Origin of the sequence: Streptomyces sp. NPDC102462, assembly GCF_044765425.1 — a bacterium.
Taxonomy (GTDB): Bacteria; Actinomycetota; Actinomycetes; order Streptomycetales; family Streptomycetaceae; genus Streptomyces.
Genome location: NZ_JBIWKB010000048.1, coordinates 34368 through 52741, shown reverse-complemented (window position 1 = coordinate 52741; position 18374 = coordinate 34368). Strand labels below are relative to the sequence as shown.

At 68.8% G+C, this 18374-nt stretch carries 15 protein-coding genes and 4 pseudogenes; 12 read left to right on the top strand and 7 right to left on the bottom strand.

The window, feature by feature from the left end:
• Positions 1-29: 29 nt before the first annotated feature.
• From ACIRFL_RS32080 to ACIRFL_RS32070, 3 genes are all read left to right on the top strand, one after another.
• Complete coding sequence (locus ACIRFL_RS32080; protein WP_404035294.1) at positions 30-653, top strand: NADPH-dependent F420 reductase; 624 nt, start codon at positions 30-32, stop codon at positions 651-653.
• 470 nt (positions 654-1123) lie between these two features.
• Positions 1124-1348, top strand: coding sequence for a hypothetical protein (locus ACIRFL_RS32075; RefSeq protein WP_404035291.1), 225 nt, complete (start codon positions 1124-1126; stop codon positions 1346-1348).
• Between the two features lie 199 nt (positions 1349-1547).
• Complete coding sequence (locus ACIRFL_RS32070) at positions 1548-4703, top strand: discoidin domain-containing protein (RefSeq protein ID WP_404035288.1); 3156 nt, start codon at positions 1548-1550, stop codon at positions 4701-4703.
• A 287-nt stretch (positions 4704-4990) separates the two neighbouring features.
• Here the strand turns inward: ACIRFL_RS32070 and ACIRFL_RS32065 are convergent, their stop codons facing one another.
• Positions 4991-5317 carry an SDR family oxidoreductase gene (locus tag ACIRFL_RS32065; protein ID WP_404035337.1) on the bottom strand — a complete coding sequence of 109 codons (327 nt, stop codon included), beginning with the start codon at positions 5315-5317 and terminating at the stop codon, positions 4991-4993.
• 363 nt (positions 5318-5680) lie between these two features.
• On the opposite strand from ACIRFL_RS32065, the gene ACIRFL_RS32060 reads away from it, so the two are divergent.
• A complete protein-coding gene (locus tag ACIRFL_RS32060; protein WP_404035285.1) occupies positions 5681-6436 on the top strand; it encodes an MgtC/SapB family protein in 756 nt (251 codons plus the stop codon).
• Here ACIRFL_RS32060 and ACIRFL_RS32055 read toward each other — a convergent pair.
• Entirely contained in the window at positions 6430-6666 is a 237-nt protein-coding gene (locus ACIRFL_RS32055; protein ID WP_404035334.1) for a hypothetical protein, read from the bottom strand. The genes ACIRFL_RS32060 and ACIRFL_RS32055 overlap by 7 nt on opposite strands.
• 319 nt (positions 6667-6985) lie before the next feature.
• Positions 6986-7065 (bottom strand): annotated as a pseudogene (locus ACIRFL_RS32050) (DNA-binding response regulator); the annotation flags it as partial.
• 325 nt (positions 7066-7390) lie between these two features.
• On the opposite strand from ACIRFL_RS32050, the gene ACIRFL_RS32045 reads away from it, so the two are divergent.
• Positions 7391-7720 (top strand): hypothetical protein, encoded by a 330-nt coding sequence (locus tag ACIRFL_RS32045; protein ID WP_404035282.1) that lies wholly within the window; start codon positions 7391-7393, stop codon positions 7718-7720.
• An 85-nt stretch (positions 7721-7805) separates the two neighbouring features.
• Here the strand turns inward: ACIRFL_RS32045 and ACIRFL_RS32040 are convergent, their stop codons facing one another.
• Complete coding sequence (locus tag ACIRFL_RS32040) at positions 7806-9329, bottom strand: hypothetical protein (protein WP_404035279.1); 1524 nt, start codon at positions 9327-9329, stop codon at positions 7806-7808.
• A 128-nt stretch (positions 9330-9457) separates the two neighbouring features.
• On the opposite strand from ACIRFL_RS32040, the gene ACIRFL_RS32035 reads away from it, so the two are divergent.
• The 5 genes and pseudogenes from ACIRFL_RS32035 to ACIRFL_RS32015 all read left to right on the top strand — a co-directional run.
• Positions 9458-10138, top strand: a complete 681-nt coding sequence (locus ACIRFL_RS32035) for a response regulator transcription factor (protein WP_404035276.1) — start codon at positions 9458-9460, stop codon at positions 10136-10138.
• The gene (locus ACIRFL_RS32030) at positions 10125-11600 is read left to right on the top strand and encodes a sensor histidine kinase (RefSeq protein WP_404035273.1); all 1476 of its coding nucleotides are present in this window, start codon (positions 10125-10127) and stop codon (positions 11598-11600) included. Before ACIRFL_RS32035 ends, ACIRFL_RS32030 begins: the two co-directional genes overlap by 14 nt.
• A gap of 489 nt (positions 11601-12089) precedes the next feature.
• A pseudogene (locus ACIRFL_RS32025) lies at positions 12090-12515 on the top strand (VOC family protein); the annotation flags it as partial.
• A gap of 102 nt (positions 12516-12617) precedes the next feature.
• Complete coding sequence (locus ACIRFL_RS32020; protein ID WP_404035332.1) at positions 12618-13124, top strand: DUF6584 family protein; 507 nt, start codon at positions 12618-12620, stop codon at positions 13122-13124.
• 57 nt (positions 13125-13181) lie between these two features.
• A pseudogene (locus tag ACIRFL_RS32015) lies at positions 13182-13983 on the top strand (transposase); the annotation flags it as partial.
• Positions 13984-14105: 122 nt separating this feature from the next.
• Here ACIRFL_RS32015 and ACIRFL_RS32010 read toward each other — a convergent pair.
• Positions 14106-14706 (bottom strand): annotated as a pseudogene (locus ACIRFL_RS32010) (DUF6000 family protein).
• Positions 14707-15009: 303 nt separating this feature from the next.
• On the opposite strand from ACIRFL_RS32010, the gene ACIRFL_RS32005 reads away from it, so the two are divergent.
• On the top strand, positions 15010-15639 hold the full coding sequence (locus tag ACIRFL_RS32005) for a class I SAM-dependent methyltransferase (RefSeq protein ID WP_404035270.1): 630 nt from the start codon (positions 15010-15012) through the stop codon (positions 15637-15639).
• Between the two features lie 116 nt (positions 15640-15755).
• On the opposite strand, the gene ACIRFL_RS32000 is transcribed toward ACIRFL_RS32005, so the two are convergent.
• The gene (locus ACIRFL_RS32000; RefSeq protein WP_404035267.1) at positions 15756-16442 is read right to left on the bottom strand and encodes a hypothetical protein; all 687 of its coding nucleotides are present in this window, start codon (positions 16440-16442) and stop codon (positions 15756-15758) included.
• Between the two features lie 87 nt (positions 16443-16529).
• Complete coding sequence (locus ACIRFL_RS31995) at positions 16530-16679, bottom strand: hypothetical protein (RefSeq protein WP_404035264.1); 150 nt, start codon at positions 16677-16679, stop codon at positions 16530-16532.
• Positions 16680-16870: 191 nt separating this feature from the next.
• Here ACIRFL_RS31995 and ACIRFL_RS31990 point away from each other — a divergent pair, with 191 nt between their 5' ends.
• On the top strand, positions 16871-17959 hold the full coding sequence (locus tag ACIRFL_RS31990; RefSeq protein WP_404035262.1) for a LacI family DNA-binding transcriptional regulator: 1089 nt from the start codon (positions 16871-16873) through the stop codon (positions 17957-17959).
• Positions 17960-18374: the final 415 nt, after the last annotated feature.

Here is an 18374-nt window from a genome sequence, read left to right as displayed (position 1 = left end):
GACAACACACCACCAGGGCAGGACATCTCATGAGCAGCATCAGCATCATCGGCACCGGGAACATGGCCCGCACCATCGGCGCGCGGGCGGTATCGGGCGGCAACACCGTCGAGGTCATGGGCCGCGATCAGTCCAAGGCCGCTGACCTGGCCAAGGCTCTCGGGGGCGGCGCCACGACGGGAGAATGGGGCACCGCCCCGGCCGGGGACATCGTCATCGTGGCCCTGTTGTACGACGGTGTCGTGCCGGTCGTCGCCCAGTACGGGGACGCTCTCGCGGGCAAGGTCATCGTCGACATCAGCAATCCCTTCAATTCCACGTTCGACGGGCTGGCCCACCGCGAGGAGACCTCGATCGCGCAGGAAGTCGCCAGGGCGGCCCCGGCCAGCGCCAGCGTGGTGAAGGCGTTCAACACCGTCTTCCGTCATGTCCTGGAGAAGGGTCGGCCCGACGTCTTCATCGCTGGCGACAATGCGCAGGCCAAGGCAAGTGTGGAGGCGTTCATCGAGAGCCTTGGGCTGCGCCCGCTGGACGTCGGCGGCCTGAAAATGGCGCACTGGCTGGAAGGAGCGGGCGTGGTCACGGTGGGTCTCGCCAACCATGGGGTGGGGAACGTGGACTTCGCCCTCAGCATCACCGGACTTCCCGTCTGAGCCGCCTCTGAGCGGCGCACTCCCCGCCGACAAGATGGAGGAGGGCTCGGACGAGACGAGCGCGGTCCACCTGTGCGGCTACGCGCCCTGAGCCACTGACTGGCATGGTTCCGGCGCCAAGTGCCATTCTGGAGCCGGTTGCCGCGAGAGTCGCACCGCTCAATCTCACGTGTCCGTCGAGCGTCCTCGCCGACGTCGGCCCTTGCTGCAGGACGGTCGGCAGAGCCAACGGAGCTTCGGAGTCGGGCTAGTTCAGAGAAGTGGTCATCCCGGAGGCGATGGTGCCCGACCAGGTAGCGGTGGCCCTCATGGTTCCAGCGTCGGCGGCCGTGGCTCCCCTCGCATCCGGGAGGGACGCCACGGCCGTGTGACGGCAGGGTGGCTCGGTCAGCGGTGGCGATGTTCCTCGGACCGGTGCCGGGGCTGGTCTTCGAGGACCAGGTTGTCGCCGCGGGCCACGGTCTCGAAGCATGGCGCAACTTCTCGAAGCGAAGAAGAACTTGCAGCGCGTGCTCGCGTCCGTTCCGCTGACCGAGGACGAACGCGCCGCGGCCGACGACGGCCGCACCGCCATCGACTCGCTCCTGGCCCGGCTCACCGACATCCCCACACCCGCCGGCCCCACCCCACGGGAGCTCGGCGCCCCCGCCACCACCCTGCCCATCGCGGAAGTCCGCCAGGGCAAACAGGAGTAAACCTTGACGAAGGGTGGCCTGCTCGGCTGGGCTCGCAGCTCGGCACCGTAGCGGCCTGTCCGTTCGTGGATCGCATCCACGAGTTGGAGCCGAGCGTGTGCGGAGGCTCCCGGGGATTGACGGTTCGGACTTTGCGCACAAAGAATGAACCGGACTTTGACAACGTTGTCTAAGGCTCGATCCCAGGAGGCGCATCCCCGTGAACCACCACCTGCCCGCGCTGAGCAGACGCCGGTTCGCCCAACTGTCCGGTCTGACCGTGGCGTTGGCGGCGTCGACGTCGCTCGGCGCTTCGTCGGCCGCGGCCGACGAGGGGCCGGGTGTTCCTCGCCCGGCCGCTCCCGATCACATCGCCGACGCCTACTACCGGGCCCTGCTCACCCACACCAACTGGTCCGAGACCCAGTGGGACGCCTCCAACGGACACTACACCGCCAAGAGTTTCGGCTTCGCCGTCGTCCTCGGGAACGCTCTGCTGCTCACCCGCGGTACGTACGACGCCGAACAGGCCGGCGTCGACGAGAAGACCCTGCTCGCCCGTACCCTCGCGACCATCAAGCACTTCGCCTCCTCGAACCGCCTCACCGGAGGCACCGAATGGGGCCGCACCCTCTTCTTCGACACCACCTTCCAGCTCTACTTCGTCCTTGCCGCGCGCCTTCTGTGGGATCGGCTGGACAGCGCGACGCGCGAGAACGTGGACACGATCGCGCGGGCGCAGGCCGAGTTCACCGCCGGTCTCGGCACGGGTGACGACCCCGCCTCGGGAGACTGGACACCGCGCGGCCTCAACGGCGGCTTCGTGGGCGACACAAAGCTGGAGGAGATGGGTGTCTACGCGCAGGCGCTGGCCCCCGGACTCGCCTGGGCGCCCGACAACGTGAAGTATCCGCAGTGGAGGGACGCCTTCGGCCGCTGGAGCCGCAACGAGACCGGACTGCCTGCCGCGGACCGCGCCAATCCGGCGCTGGTCGACGGTGTTCCCATCAGCGACAACACCGCTCAGAACCTCTACGACACCTTCATCGTCGAGAACCACGGCTCGTTCGGCCCGCACTACCAGTCCGAACTGTGGCGAACATCCGGGCGCAACGCGGCGCACTTCATCACCGCCGGCAGGCCGCTACCCGAGGTCCTGACCTCGCAGCCGAACGCCGGGCTCCTGTGGGACACCCTCCTCATGGTGATGAGCGACTCAGGTGAGCCGCTGATGCCGATGGTCAACGACCGTGAGCACCTTTACGGACGTGACGTCATCCCCCTCGCGTTCCTCGCCCAGGTGCTGGGAGACCGGGCCGCTGCCCGTGCCGAGGCCGCGCTGGCCGAGCGCCTGGAGGCCTACCAGGCGTACGCGCCGGCCAACCGTCTGACCAAGTTCTCCGGGGAGCCCAAGTACGAGCCGGAGGCCCGCGCCGAGATCGCCATCAGCTATCTGCTGCACGAGTGGCGGGCCGCACAGGGCAAGGCGGTACGCCCGCTCACGGAGCGGGAGTTGTTCGAACGGGCCAGGGGTGTACGGGACTTCGGCCCCGGGCCCGGCCTGGTCGCGCACCAGTCGCCGGCAGCCTGGGCCGCGGCCGTCAGCAAGCCCGGCTACGTCAAGTTCGCCTGGCAGCCCGCCCACGACGACTGGCTGTTCAACCTCAGTGGGAACACACCCATGTTCCTTCCCGCGACCAACGCCATACCTTCCGCCCGTTCCGTCGTCACATACAGCGAACTCCGTGACGGCTTCGACGGCAGTGCAACGCTCTTCACCCTGCCCACGGGCTTCGCGGGGTTCACCACTCTTCCCTCCGGGGACGTCGTCTACGCGACGAGCGGCACCTCCGCCGGCGAGGGCCACCTCGAAGTGCACAACCTCACCATGCCGGGAATCAAGGGCCTCGACGGCGGCCGTACGTACACCGTCGCCGAGGGGGCGACCACCGTCGCCGCCAAGGACGGCGGCGCCCCGGCGCCCGGCGGCGGGCGCACGGACGACATCAGCTTCACCAGAGCTTCCTACAGGCAGTTGCGGATGCGCGGGATCACCCCGGACCCGAAGTACGGATACTCCCTGTACGCGATCGAGGTGCGCGACGGCGCCGAGGGGGAGGACCTCGCGCGCGGTGCGACCGCGACGGCTTCGTCCTCCGACGCCGGCAAGGGCGCGGCCCTGGCCATCGACGGCAACCTGGCGACGCGCTGGGCCGTCTCCGTCGCCGACCGTCCGCGGGCGGACAGCTGGATCACCGTCGATTTCGGCCAGGAGCGGGAGTTCGACCGTGTCACCCTGCGCTGGGAGGCCGCCGCCGGCCGGGCGTACGTGCTCCAGGGCTCGGTGGACGGAAAGACCTGGACCGACCTTGAGCGCTATCCGCACGCCCACCTCACCACCACCGGCGGCTGGGTCTCGGTGGACGGGCGGGCGGGCCTCGTCGTACGCGGTGGGAAGAACCCGCTTGCCGTCTACGGTGACACGCTGATCCTCTCCGACGGTCCGGCCGAGGCCGTTCTCGTCGAGGGTTACGCCGACGGCGCCCCGTCCGAGGTGAAGACTGCCGCGGGGCGCGAGGCGCCCAGGTCGGAGCATCCCGGGGTACGCGCGAGCACCGCGGGAGGTCACCTCAGCCTGTTCAATCTGTCGGCCGCTGCCGTGACCACCACGGTGTCCGTACCACAGGACACCCGTTCGGTACGGTTGTATGCGGGCATGCAGACGCTGACGGCCGACGGCACCGACTATCGCGCCGAACTCCCCGCCGCCCGGGCGGAGGTGGCACCCGCCCGGTTCGTCCTGCGACCCGATGGCGGCGGGCGCGTTCCGGCCGGATTGCGCGCCGAGGTCGTGGACGCGGCCACGCTCCGGCTGACAGGGCCCTCCTGCCGACTGGTGGTCATCCCGCTGAGCGGGCCCGGCGGGCGTGCGACGCACGTCAGCGTGCGCCGCGGGCGTACCGAGGACGTCACCGTGCCCGGTAGCCCCGCCTATCCACTCACTGACCTGGCACTCGGTCGCGTCACCTTCCCGACGGCTCCGCTCCCGGCCGGCATGTCCGACCCGGCGGCGGCGGTCGACGGTGACCCGCACACCTCCTGGAGTCCTGGGGCCGACGGCCGCATGGTGGTCGACCTCGGAGCACCGACGGCGATCGGCGAGATCCGGATCAGCTGGACAGGGGGGCGTGTGCCGTCGGCGGAGGCCGAGTTCAGCACCGACGGCCTGTCGTACGAGCCGGTCGGAACCTTCCGGACCAGGGGTCGTGTCGCGACACTCACCACGAAGGGCACCGCCCGCTACGTGGCCCTGCGGATCAGGGGCCGGGCCCGCAACGACGCACGTGTGGTCTCGCTTTCGGTGCTCCCTGTCTGAGTCCCGTGCCGACGCCGGATGCCGCCGGGTCGGCCGGGCGGGCGACGACGGCCACGACACCTCGCCGTGGCCGTCGTACCCACCCAGGCGTGCGCCGGGCGACGTCCGGCGTCGGCCCGCAGCGGCATCGTCGCACACCGTGTCGCGTTGGGGTTCGGTGATCCCGGTGCGCTGCTGGAAGGTGCCGAACCCGGTGCGGTCGAGTTCCTGGCGCAGCGCCCGCCGGGTCTGCCCCGGTGCACGGGCCACGGCACGGCGGCGTAGCCCGTGCACCTCCCCGTCACCGGTTACGGGCTGATGAGATTGATCCGCAGATTCCGCGGCAACTCACCAGCCGCGTTGCGGACGAAACCCTCCAGGCCAGTGTTGATGAGGGCCCCCAGCGACCCACCGGTCAGCGGCGCGGAGAAGGTGCCCCCGGTCAGGGTGACGGAGCCGCCGTCCCGCAGATGACGCACGGCACGCCGGGCCAGGGCAACCTGCCCCAGGAGCTTGCCCCGCACTCCGGCAGCGATCTCGTCATCTGCCGCTGACACCAAGTCGACCAGCGGGCCGCTGGCGGCACAGCACACCACCGCGTCGAGGTCTGGCAGCTCGTCGAAGAGCGCATCCAGAGAGGAAGAACTTGGCCGGGCGTCGTAGCCTTGCCGGAGCCGGACCCGTTACCCGCTATACCGAAGGCCGTAGGACCCGCCGCGCAGCCAAGTCCCCACCTTGATACCGGTCCGCAGCCGGTCTCCGAGCCCGAGGCCCTTGTGGTTCAGCATGCGCGAGAGGTCTTGCGCTGCGGAAACCGGCTCGTCAACGGAGTTCGGGGCCTGCGGCCTGTGCCGTTGCCGGCTGATGACGTGATCGTTGCAGAAGGCGAGGCTCTGGCTCCCTTCCGAGCGAAGGCCACGCCGTACCAGCACGAGTGTGGTGTCTTCGCTGAGCCGGGTACCTGAGCCTTTCAAGCGGACCGGCGACGGGAGCGGATCATGCAATCAAGCGCATCGCTGCTGTGGAACCCGAACAGCGGCCAGGGCCTGCGGCAGATCGCCGAACTCGGCCTGGCCCTGCTGCTGTCGACCTTGATCGGCCTGGAGCGGGCGGTTCAGCAAAAGAGCGCCGGCCTGCGCACCCATGCGCTGGTGGGCGTCGGAGCGGCGCTGTTCATGGAGGTCTCCCAGCACGGCTTCACCAACGTGCTCGGTCTCCCCCACGTCGTCCTCGATCCCTCCCGGGTGGCGGCGCAGATCGTCACGGGCATCGGCTTCATCGGCGGCGGCCTGATCTTCGTACGGCGGGACATCGTGCGCGGGCTGACCACAGCCGCGACCATCTGGCTGACCGCGGCAGTCGGAATGGCCTGCGGCGGCGGACTGTGGCTGCTCGCCTTCTGCGTCACCGGGGCGCACTTCCTCATCGTGCGGGGCTACCCCGTGCTCACCCGCCGCGTCCCGGCCGTCTCCACCCCCGAGCAGACCGATCTGCAACTGTCCTACCTGCCCGGACGCGGGGTCCTCGCGCGCATCCTGGAACGCTGCACGGCAGAAGGATTCCGCGTGCTCAACGTCCGGGTCGACCGTGCGCCCTGGCAGGAAGGCGCCGATGAGACCAGGCTCGGCGCCGGCAGCACCGAGGTGCACCTGTCCATCGAGGGCACCGGCAGCGTGCACCGCCTCCTGGCCGACCTCACCGAACTCGACGGAGTCCTCAATCTCTGGGGCCCCGACAGCGAAGGCCCCTACTGAGCAGGCAGGTCCAGTCCGCAAGGCGTGCCCGCCGGCGGGAAGCCCCTCCAGGGGGAAGTAGGCCCAGGTCTCGAGACGGCGACGATCCAGTCGCCAGGTGAGGGGGCGTTGCCGACCAGGGTGCGCCGTTGGCCATCGCGACTGAAGACCCCGCATGGCTCGCCGGTCACGGCGCAGGGCATCCGGACGGAAGTGCCCACCACCTGCTCCGGGTCGGCGTCGTCCAGCACGACGTTGGCCGACTTGCCTCCGAACTCCAGCAGCACCTTTTGTCGGTCAGCGTGACGCCGGCAGCGCGGTTGCTGGAGGGCGCCACGTTCACGTCACCGGCCGGGATGCCGGTCTTCTCGGCGATCAGCCGTCCGATGAGGATGGACCAGGATCGCCGCCACCACTGCGACCGGCTCGCGGCGCAGCAGTCGGCCGCCATCGAAAGGGGCGTCCTGAGCGGCACCGTGCCGCTCAGGACGCCCGCGAAGCTGGATGACTTCGGCCAGCCGTCCCACCTCATGGATGTCGGCGAGCGCCGGGCTGAAGATGAGGCCGAATTGGACGGGTGTCCTTCAGCAGGTAACCGCTCGCCCCGGCCCGCAGGGCGGCGACCACATGGCGTCCACGTCCCAAGTGGTGCCACCGGCGAGGCATTCAGCCGCCCCGCCGGCCACCGCAGGATGGGGACACCCTTGGCCGACGAACCGCTCACGTGCGGCCTCGCGGGTCCATGCTCGGAGAGCATCTGACCCCGCCGTTCTGCTGGCGCGGCCGTCGACGAGGGCCTGGGTCCCCCAACACTCCAGTTCTGCACCGCAGTCCTGACGCACCGCGGAGTACCTGACAGATTCCAAAACCGCTTGCTCCATCCCCACCCCCAACACAAACGAGGCTGCCGAGCGGGCATCTGCTTCACAAGCTTTCAACACGTTCACACGTTCTGCCGGCACGGTTCCTATGCCCATGGCGGTTATTCAGGTGTACTCGGTGTCAGGTGCAGGTCGAAGCGGCGTTGGTCAAGCGCCTGCCCGCCGAAAGAAATTACCGAAAACAATGCTATCGGTCGCCCGGGCCATGGAGGCAGGTGTGACGGAAAGACAATCGAAGAAGAGCATGCCCAAGATTCACGACGATGCCGTTGACGGCAGTAATTCAGCTGCCGAGATCATGGTCGACGCGCGCCCCCTTGCTGACGTAAAGTCCGTCAGGAGTCCAGCGACTGCACCGGCGATCTGCCTCGCAGGCTATGAAGAGGATCCTGCGGAATCTCACATCATCCGCGGAATCGACTGAGCGCGGAAGTAACCCTGCGTTTGAACTGGCAGATATCGTCCTGCCCTTGGCTTTTGACGGGCCGGCTCCAGTTGCGGTCACCTCATCACCCCACCGCTCGCTCCCGGCTGCTGGATCGAGGGCCGGCCTTCGGAGTCGGGGCGTGGTCTCGGATATAGACGGTGACTCGCGCCCCGTTGACATGGGTTGTTCCGTACTCGCGGAAGTGGCGCCGCAGGGTGCTTGTTTTCGCCTTCTCCTGCGGGTTGGTCAGCGAGTGCGCACCCCCCGCCGCGCGAACCGCGACGATCCGGTCGAATTCCAGCATGCGTGCCGCTATATCCTGGGCGGGAAGTTCGACACCCGCAAGCGTGTTCGACGAAACGGGGTCCTGTGCCAGGGCCAGATCCGTCAGGAAACGGGTGTCCTCGGGGTTGGCCGCGGTCAAGATCCGTTGCCGGCCGGAGAGATAGAGCAGTCCGTCGCCGGGACGGCCTTCCTTGCGTACGGTGGCGCCGATGGCGGTGACGTCATTGCTCCGGCTCTGGGGCGTCCTCAGCGAAAGGCTCGGTGGGACGAGCGCGGCCAGCACGGCAACCGCCGCAATCCACGCGTTGCGGGGAGACTGCTGCCGCCGGTGGAAATGGTCCATCCAGGCGCCCAGCAGCAGGGCGATTCCGATGTTGCTGTAGAGCACATACCGGTCGACGAAAAGGGGCTTGACCAGTGAGGTGATCAGCAGCAGAAGTCCCGGAAGCACAAGAATCGGCACAGCCAGCGCGGAAAGCCGCACGGGCCCCCTCACTCCCAGGGGCGCTCGGGCACACGCCACGCCCACGACCGCCACGACCAGGAAATAGCGAAGCCGCACCGGTCCGCCGATCCAGGACACCTGCTCCGACTGCCCCGCACTGCAGATCGCCAGTGGCAACAGCCCGGCCACAACGCCCGCGGCAGCCACACTCCACGCCCTCAGCACCGGTCGTGGAACACGGGAGACGACCAGTGTGACGCCGTGGGCAACCAGGGCGAGGACCGCGAACTCATGGAGCAGACAGGCCAGCAGCATGATGGAGCCATAGACCGCCCACCGCCATCGGGCGCGATGCGGGACGCTGACCACGAGCGCATAGGTGGCCCAGGTGACCAGGGCACAGACCATGGCATACGAGCGGCCTTCCTGCGCGTACTTCTGTACCTGGGGAAGGAGCGGAAACACCAGCCCGGCCAGCAGCCCGGCACGGGGTCCCGCCAGGCGCAGCGCCAGAAGCCCGACTCCGCTCGCCGCCACGGACATTGCCACTACAGACGGCAGCCGCAACGTCAGCAGCCCTCCGCCGAAGAGACCGAAGATCTCATGCATCACGGCGTAGTAAAGGGCATGGACCAGATCAACATGCTGGGCGGTGTGCCATATCTGCGAAAGATCGCGGTGCGCGAGCTGATAGGTGACGGACTCGTCCCCCCACATAGTGTTCTGCCTGCGGATACCCCACAGCCCCAGAGCGATGGTCAGCGACAAGGGCGCGATGACGACAACGGCTTTGGCCGGGCCCGGTGATTGTCGACGGGCGGGTACGGGAGGGGAAACCGTGCTGGCCACGGCGGGGGCACGTTCATCAAGGGACATCGGCGACAGGGCCTTTCAGCAGTGGCGAAGAGACTCCGCCAGCGTGCTGGGACCTCATTGATCGGATGCTGACCCAACCTGACCGGCCGATCAGGAAGGCGGCCCGGCACTGTGCGAGGCTGCACCACATGCGCATCCTGGTGGTCGAAGACGAGCTGGACCTTGCCCACACCCTGCACACCGGCCTGACCGCCGAGGGCTACAGCGTCGACCTCGCCCATGACGGCCGGCAGGGACTGTGGATGGCCCGCACCGGCGAATACGCCCTTGTCGTACTGGACTTGATGCTGCCCGGACTCAATGGCTACAAGGTCTGCGCCCAGCTGCGCCGGGAGGGCAACGCGACTCCCATCCTGGTACTCACCGCCAAGGACGGGGAGTGGGATCAGGCAGAGGCCCTGGACACGGGGGCCGACGACTACCTGGCCAAACCCTTCTCCTACATGGTGCTCGTCGCACGGCTGCGAGCCCTGGTCAGACGAGCCGCCGCGGCCGTCCCGCCCGTCCTTGCCGTGGGCGACCTCTCGTTGGACGTCGCCGGCCGGGTGTGCCGCCGGGCCGGGGTCCGGGTGGAACTCACACCCCGGGAGTTCGCCGTGCTGGAGCTGCTGGCCCGCCGGGCGGGCCAGGCGGTCTCCAAAACGGATCTGCTCTATCACGCGTGGCCCGACGAAGCCGAGGATCCCAACCTGGTGGAGGCGCGCGTCAGCGCCCTCCGCAAGAAGGTGGACACCGCGTTCCACCGGCAGTCCCTGCAGACCGTACGGGGTATCGGCTACCGGCTGGTGGACGACCGTGAACGCGACTGAGCCGCGACGCCGCTGGTGGCCGCGTTCGGTACGGGCCAGCGCCGCCCTGGCCGCCGCCTTGACCGCCGCCGTCATTCTGGCCGGCATCGGCTTGTGGGTACACCACGACGTCCACCGCCAGAGCACGCAGATCGCCGAAGAACAAGCCCAGACGCAGCTCGGGTCTCTCGTCGATCAGCTGAACGAGGGTGTGGTTCCCGTACGGAGAAGCACCGTGCCGTACGAGGTCGTCGCGACCGGCCGGCGCTCCGCTGTCGCCTACGGCGGAGGCATGGAGGACTTCAATCCCGGCACCCGCCATGTGATGCCCACCCCGCCGACGACCGGGATGGCCGCGCTGATACCGCTCACCACCGTCCGCATACCTGTGAACCGCCACTACAACCCCAGGGACAAATTCAGTGTGGCCGGCGGGAGCCAGCGGGTCATGACCGCCGATATCCGGGCCGATGGACTCAGCAGCCGCAAAGTCGCCGCTCTGGGCGTCGCCGCCGACGCCAAGCTACGGGTTTATGTGGTGGTGCTGCCGTACACGGCCGACGCGACCACCAAGATCACCGACCGTCTGCTGCTCCTGGCCGGGATCATCAGCCTCGTACTGATCGCCGCCGTCACCTACTTCGCCGTCCGCATCGCGCTGCGGCCGGTCGAGGCCATCCGCGTCCTCACCGCCTCGGTCACCGCGAGCGACCCCCGCGAACGCGTCACCGTCCCCGCCACGGGACACGAGATCACCGCCCTGGCCACCACCATCAACACCACCCTTCAACGCCTCGACACCGCCGCCGCCCAGCAGCGCCGCTTCGTCGCGGACGCCGCCCACGAACTGCGCAGCCCCCTCACCACACTGCTGGCCAGCCTGGAAGTCGCGCTCGCCTACCCGGAACGCACCGACTGGCCCGCCACGGCCACCACCGCCGCACGACAGACCCGCCGTCTCCAGGCCCTCGCCGAAGACCTGCTGCTCCTCGCCCGCCTCGACACCCGCACTCCCACAGCCGACCCCGAAGCCATCGACCTGACAGCCATCGCCTCCCGGCTGACGGAGCAATACCCCCTCACCGAACGGGCGTTGACCCTCAGCTGCGACAGCACCGCCCCCGCCTACGTACGCGGAAACCCCGACGAACTCGAAAGGCTGCTGCGCAACCTCATTGACAACGCCGTCCGCCACGCCGCGCACCGCATCCAGATCACCGTCCGGAACCAGGACCACCGGGTCGTCCTCACGGTGCACGACGACGGACCGGGGGTGCCCACCGAGGACGCCGAGCGCATCTTCGAACGCTTCGTCCGACTCGACGACGCCCGCTCCCGCGACCACGGTGGCACCGGCCTGGGCCTCGCCATCGCCCGCGACCTGGCGCACCGCCACCGAGGCACCCTCACCCTCGCCCCCCGGACCCTCGGAGCATGCTTCGAGCTACGCCTTCCCCGAGCCCCCATCCCGGCCGAGAAATGACGCGCTTCACCGCGGTCGCACCGGCCACCCGACGAGACGCCGCCGGTCGGCCGAGCACAAACGGCATGGGCCGCGTCCGGTCACCGGGGTGGTTCACATGGTCTGCCGCTGATGTCGACGACCGCAGCGGCCGGGCAGTGGATCTCCGCACCCATCTTGCGCCTGACCCGCGGAACCAATCGGCTCCCTACACCCCGACACGGTGCGTCAGGCCGTTCAGGATGAGGGCGAGGCCACGGCGAGATGTTCCCCAACCGCATACGCGGCGTCGCGCTGTCGGTGTGCGCCGCCGCCGACTGGCTCACGGGCGTCCTGTTCAACTTCTCGTTCCCGAGCCTGCGCGACCTCTCACTACCAGGAAGCTACGGTCTACGCATCCGTGGCCCTGCTCTCGCGGCTGCTCGTGTTCTGCTTCGTCGACGAGACGAAGGGGCACTCACTGGAGGACATGCGGGAGAGCGCCACGCCGATGACGAGCCCCCTGAAGTGATGCGCGTCAGTAACCTCGTTGCTCGTGGCGAGCCGTGCACCGCCGGACACGGCTCGATGTCATCAGATCCTCTGGAGCGCAGGGGGGCTGAGGGAATCCCGCACATTCGCGGAGCGGGTCTCGTTCGGCTCGCCATCGCGCGGCCCCTCACCGACGGGCACGCCCCCGGAGGAGCGACGTGTCCAGGTGTCGTACGCACCGCACCCTTTTCGGAGGACGACCCCACTGTCCTGCTTGTTGGCCGGGAAGGCAGGTTGCCTCGCAACTTCCTTCAAGCGGTGCCAGAAGGCAAGCGGGCCAAGAACCGGGTCCATCTCGACCTGAGCACGGCCGATTCAGCCGCAGAGGTCAAGCGGCTGTGTGCGCTGGGAGCAACGGTTCAGGCCGAGCGCAAGGACTGGATCACGATGCAAGATCACGATGGCAACTCGGTCTCAGTGGAGTTCGGCCGATGTCGTTGGGGCGGGCGAGTGCTGAGCGACAAAACCAGGTCGACGGTGGTCACTGCGGTACCCGATCATGCGTTCATGCCTCTGAGAGACACCCTTGCCCGAGTCGATGCAGACCTGGCCGCCGGCCGGGTCCCCGTAGCGCGCCAGCGCCTGCGCGGGCTGGTGTCCTCCTTTCCGAACGACCTGCTGCTTCGCCGGCGCCTGGCGGAGGTGTACCGCCTGTACGGAGAGCCTGCAGAAGCGGGCCGCTGGATGTACCTCGAACAGGACCGGGACGCAGCCGAGACCTCCGCCTTCGAGGCGAGATACCAGACAGCTCCGCAGCGCATGAGGGCACTTGCCTGGCAGGGCCCGGAATCGCTTGCCCGAACGGCCTTTGCCAGAGAGCAACTCGCAGCAGTACGAGCAGCCTGCTCCGATGCCATGGGACGCCCCGTCGACTGGGACACGGTGCCGTCTGGCGAGAACGCAGCCAGCAGGGGGAGCGCCTTCGCCGACTTCCTGGCAGGGGCCGGATGCCTGGTGGCGATCCTTGCGTTCCTCGCCATCTGGGTGAACGGACTCGTTGCCCTCTTCGACTGACCCAGGTCGCCATGGCCTGTGCGGGCGCCGATCGAGGCTCGGTGAGACTGTCCAGAACTGCCACACCGGGCGACGAGTGGATCTCGGTGTGCCTGCTGTGATCACGCGTCGGATTCGTCCCGGATCGCCCCGTTCACTGGGCTGAGCCCGCGGCAGTTCGGAAGGCTCGTGACCGCGCTGCGGCTCGAGAGTGCCGATCCGATCCGCAAGGGCCGGCCCTGGAGCCTGCGGCTGGAGGACCGGGTCCCACTGGTCACCGCGTACTGACGCAGGAACCTCACCCTGCGGCAGCTGCTGCCGTTGTTCGGGCTGTCGAAGTCGGATGCGGACCGCGTCATCGACCACCTTGGTCCGTCGCTCGCGATCCAGCCCCGTAAGCGGTTCCGCAAGGACACCGTGCTGATGGTGGACGGCACTCCGGTCCCCCACCCGCGACCACAGGATCGCCGAGCAATCGAAGAACTATCGGTACTCCACCAACCACCAGGTCGTCGTCGACGCCGACACCCGGCTCTTCGTCGCTGTCGGCCGGTCGCCGCCCGGCAACCGCAACGACTGCACGGCGTGGGAGCTGTCCGGCGCCAAGGACGCCATCGGCCCACACCACCGTCATCGCTGACGGCGGCTACCGAGGAACCGAACTGGTCATCCCGCACCGCCGCTCACCCGGCCGAACCGAACTGCCCGAGTGGAAAGAGGAACACAACGCCTCCCACCGCAAAGTCCGTGTCGGCATCGAGCGTGCTTTCGCCCGCATGAAGACCTGGAAGATCTTCCGCGACTGCAGCCTGAAGGGCGACGGCGTCCACCACGCCTTGCTCGGCATCGCCCCCGCCTGCACAACCTGGCCCTCGCCGGGCAACGAAGAAACCAGGGCGCCAGTCCGCCCGCCGTAGATCGTTCACGGGAGAGCCCTTATGCTCAACGTTTCGTTGACGTCACCCCAATACCCGCAGGACTACCTGGTCAGGGGCGTAGCCGTCATGTCGCTTCGGCACATTCGTCGACGAAGGCGCAGAGTCGACGAATGACGCTCAGGTAGGTGTCAGGGGTAGTGGTGAGCTGCATGTGGGATGCACTCTCCAGCCACTGTTGCCACAAGCCACCCGGCACCAGGAAGCGGGCCGCTTGATCGCCTCTGAGATTCAGATCGATGTACAGGAGAGCGCCCATAGCCACGGCTTGGTCGTACGCGAGGTCGGGACGGCGAAGGTAATGATCAAGGTAGGCGGCCAGCAGTTCGGCGTCACGCGGCGTTCCAAAACTGGCCAAGGCCACGCAGTAAGCCAGACCAACACAGCAGACTTCGCTGGCCAGCAGGAGCTCCCCGAGGCGCTCACGGAACTCGGTCCGTTGAGAAACAGCTACGAGCCACGTCGCAGTCCTCCGCTCGCGCCACCCGCCCTCAAGGAGGGTAGCGATCTCCTCCGCCGTGATGACTCCCGCATCCTCGGACGAATCGGTCGTACTCGGGGCTTTGCATGCGTAGCGAGGCGCCGCCGAGTTTCAGATGGCGCCGCTCGGGCGTGACATAGCGGCGAACCACAGCCAGCAGTTCGGGATCCTCGTGGGCATGGCGCATCACAGGGCCGATCCTGCCTCCCTGGCGCGCAACGAGGCCACCTCTTTCTGATGTGGCTCCGCCCAGCCACGAACAGGGCGCGCCTTTTCCATGTTTCTGGCCACCTACCGCATTCGAACGGCTCCCGCGCTGCGCCGGAATACGACACCGGCGGAACAAGTGCACTGCGCCGGCATCGCGCAAGTGCCTCGGCACGTACCTCCTCCGCACTACTGACGTCGTCCCTTACATGTGATGGGATCAGCCCCGGGGGGTATGGCCCCGGAGAACCGCCTTGAACGGCAGGGGTGTTAGCTTCTCCCCGTGGCGGAACACCAGAACCAGACCAGGGCGGCCTACGACGAGGTCGTCGAACTCTATGCGTCCATGTTCGCTAATCGGTTGGAGGCGCACCCGTTCTCGCGGAACATGATCGGCACTTTCGCGGAGCTGGTGCGCGGGACGGGGAACCCGCGGACAGCCGACGTCGGGTGCGGGCCTGGACACCTGACGGCCATGTTGCACGAACTGGGGCTGGACGCCTTCGGGCTGGATCTCTCCCCGGGCATGGTCGACCACGCCCGGCGGGCCCATCCGGCGCTGCGGTTCGATGAGGCGCTGATGGAAGCTCTGCCGGTCGGGGACGGCGCGCTCGGCGGCGTGCTGGCCCACTACTCGATGATCCATACCCCGCCTGAGGAATTGCCCTCGCTGCTCGCCGAGCAGGTACGTGTTCTGGCACCAGGGGGCCTGCTCCTGGTCTCGTTCTTTGCGACGGACGGACCAGAGCCGGTCCGCTTCGACCACAAGGTGACGCCCGCCTATAGCTGGCCGGTAGACCGGTTCACCGAGTTGCTGGCCGGGGCCGGGCTCGTCACGTTCGCCCGGCTGCTCCATGACCCGGCCTCCGATCGAGGCTTCCTCGACGCCCACTTGCTGGCCCGCCGCCCCTAACCAACTGCGCAAAATGCACTTCTCCACCCGTCTGGTGTGGGCGGACGGTGGCTGTGCCGGTCGGCTGGGCGGCCGAGGCATGAGCGGCCGCCTCGCCGGACGCCGCCCCGGTGCCTTCAGCCGGCCGGCACCACGAGCGCGGTGAGCACCCCCGCCCACACATGCCGAGCCCACCCCCGCTCCACCAGGCGTTTCGCCTTCGACTGCACCCCCTCGACCTTCGCCGGGACACCACCTGAAGCCCGGAACCCCGGAACCCCGGAACCCCGGCCAGATGCTAGACAGCGCATGCCCTCCCGGCCCGCTTCCGGCTCCAGCACCGACACGTTCCGCTGGTAGTCCGGCGCCAGGACCGACGCCGTCATGCTGTCGATCCGGTGCCGCACCACCGAGCCGGCCACTGCGCCCCGCTGCGGCTCCCCGGCCGCGGGGGGCAGCTCGGCCAGCACCGCGGCCACCGTCGCGCGGGCATCCACCAGCCCACGCAGCACACGTTCCGCCTCACCGAGTGCAGCCTGCACCCGCTCCGCCTCCTCCCCCAGCCGCGCGATCTCTTCCCGGACCTTCTCCTCCCGAGCCTCCCGCAGACCGAGCACCGACGCCACCAGCCACCTCCACGAGCCGAGGGAAGGCCGACTGCGGTCCTTGGCTGCGCGGGTCATGGCGGCCGGCGTGCCGTCGTACTCCCCCAGCGGAGTCGCCATCCGCAGGCTGCTGTAGCGGAACTCGGTCCGCGCGCCTCCGGCCTCGATGATGGTGACGCCGATACCGAACGGGGCGACATCCTTGGCGGTGGATTCCATGAATCCCTCGATGCCCCACTTGCCGGCGTGGCACATGCAGGCACCGGGGTGGGTGGCCTGGCCGCCGCAGGGTGGAGATCCGCATGATCAGTCCTTCGCCGAGCCGCTGCCGGAATCCGGCGAGCCGCGCGCCCAGGCCCGTTCGAAGTCCATCGGGATCGGATCGGCGGCGGTGCGGGCCGCCCGCCTGGGCGCAGGCTTCGACCAGGCTCGGTCGGGGAGTGACGGGATGGCCATGCCTGCAAGGCAGCGGTGATGCGCCGGCGCAGGTGCGCCTCGTGAACCTTCCCGGTCGCCGCGATGACACCTCTGCGAACCCATGCCCCGGGCCGACCTTGCCCCGCGCGGCGTCCCGACCTAGGGTGAATGCGCTTTCACACACTCTCAGGCCCGGCCGGCCTGCAACGGACTCGGGGGGATCCCACCCAGTGAGCGCAGCTCCCACTGTGTACGACGTCGCCGAACGCTCCGGCGTCTCCATCGCCACCGTGTCCCGGGTCTACCGCACCCCCGACACGGTCCGCGCTCAGACTCGCGAGCGTGTCCTCAGGGCCGCCCGCGAGCTCGGCTACGTGCCCAGTGGAAATGCTCGCGGTCTCGCCAGCCGCACCACCGGAGTACTCGGCCTGTGTTTCCCTGACTACTCCGACCCGGACGCCGAGTCGGAGGCCGAGAACAGCGCAGGCGACGACGCCGACGACGCCGCGATGCTCTATTCCGACCAGATCATCCGCGGCATGGAGCGCGCCGCGCGCCGCCATGGGTACGCGCTGCTGATCGCGGCTTCGCTCAAGGGTGGCCCGGAGAGCCTGGTGGCGAAGGTGGCGGGCCGCGTCGACGGGTTCGCGGTACTGGCCCGCACCGTCCCGACGGAGGACCTGGAGGTCATCTCGCAGCGGCAGCCGGTGGTGATGCTGGCGGGGCCGCGCGAGTCCGACGACCTCGACCACCTGGACCACATCGAGGTCGCCAACGCCGACGGCCAGCGCGAACTCACCCGCCACCTCATCGAGGACCACGGGTTGCGCCGCCTCGCCTACGTCGGGTCCGCGGAGGAGTCACCGGACGTGGAGGCCCGTTTCCGCGGGTACGTCGAAGCCTGCCGCGCCGCGGGTGTCTCCGTGCCCGAAGAACCCGATCTGCGCGTCCGCATGATGACACAGGCCGAGGGTGCTCGCGCCGCCGATGAGCTACTCGACCGACCCGGGGAGCGGCCGCAGGCGCTGCTGTTCGCCAACGACCAGATGGCCGTGGGCGCCCTGCACACGCTGGAGCGCCGGGGCATGCGGGTGCCGGATGACATCGCTGTCACCGGCTTCGACGGCATCGCGCTCAGCCGTCTGGTGCGCCCCGCGCTCACCACGGTGCGTCAACCGATGCGGCAGATGGGCGAGGAAGCGGTGGAGCTCCTGGTACGCCGTCTGACCGGGCGGCAGGACAAGGAGCCCGTGTCGATGGTACTGCCGGTGTCCATCACCCGCCGGAGCAGCTGCGGGTGCACGGGCCGGCTGAAATAGCCGTCGGCAACCTGGGGGACGGCGCGGCGACGTCCGGGCGTCATCACTGAACGGCGGCAGCAGGCTCGGCGACGACACCTCACCGTCGACACGGCCCGCCCGCTCGCCCTGCCGATCCTCCCACTGCGCCCCCCTACACACGTCACTTGAGCACACGGGCGAAGAGCTCAGCAGTGACGCGGCCTGGTCCGCCTGCGTCCCCTCATACTCGCCGTGCCCGGCCTCAGTGACCTGCGGCTCGCCCGCCTCGGCGAGCGAGTTGCGCACGGCGAGCTGCCCGGGCGGCGGCACCGACGAGTCGTACAACGTTGCAACCACCAGCACCGGCTTGCGCAGCCCCTCGCCGCCGTCGCCGCGCGTCCAGGCACACACGCAGCCCGGTGGAGTGTTTCGTCTAGGGTCGACTTGCACCCGC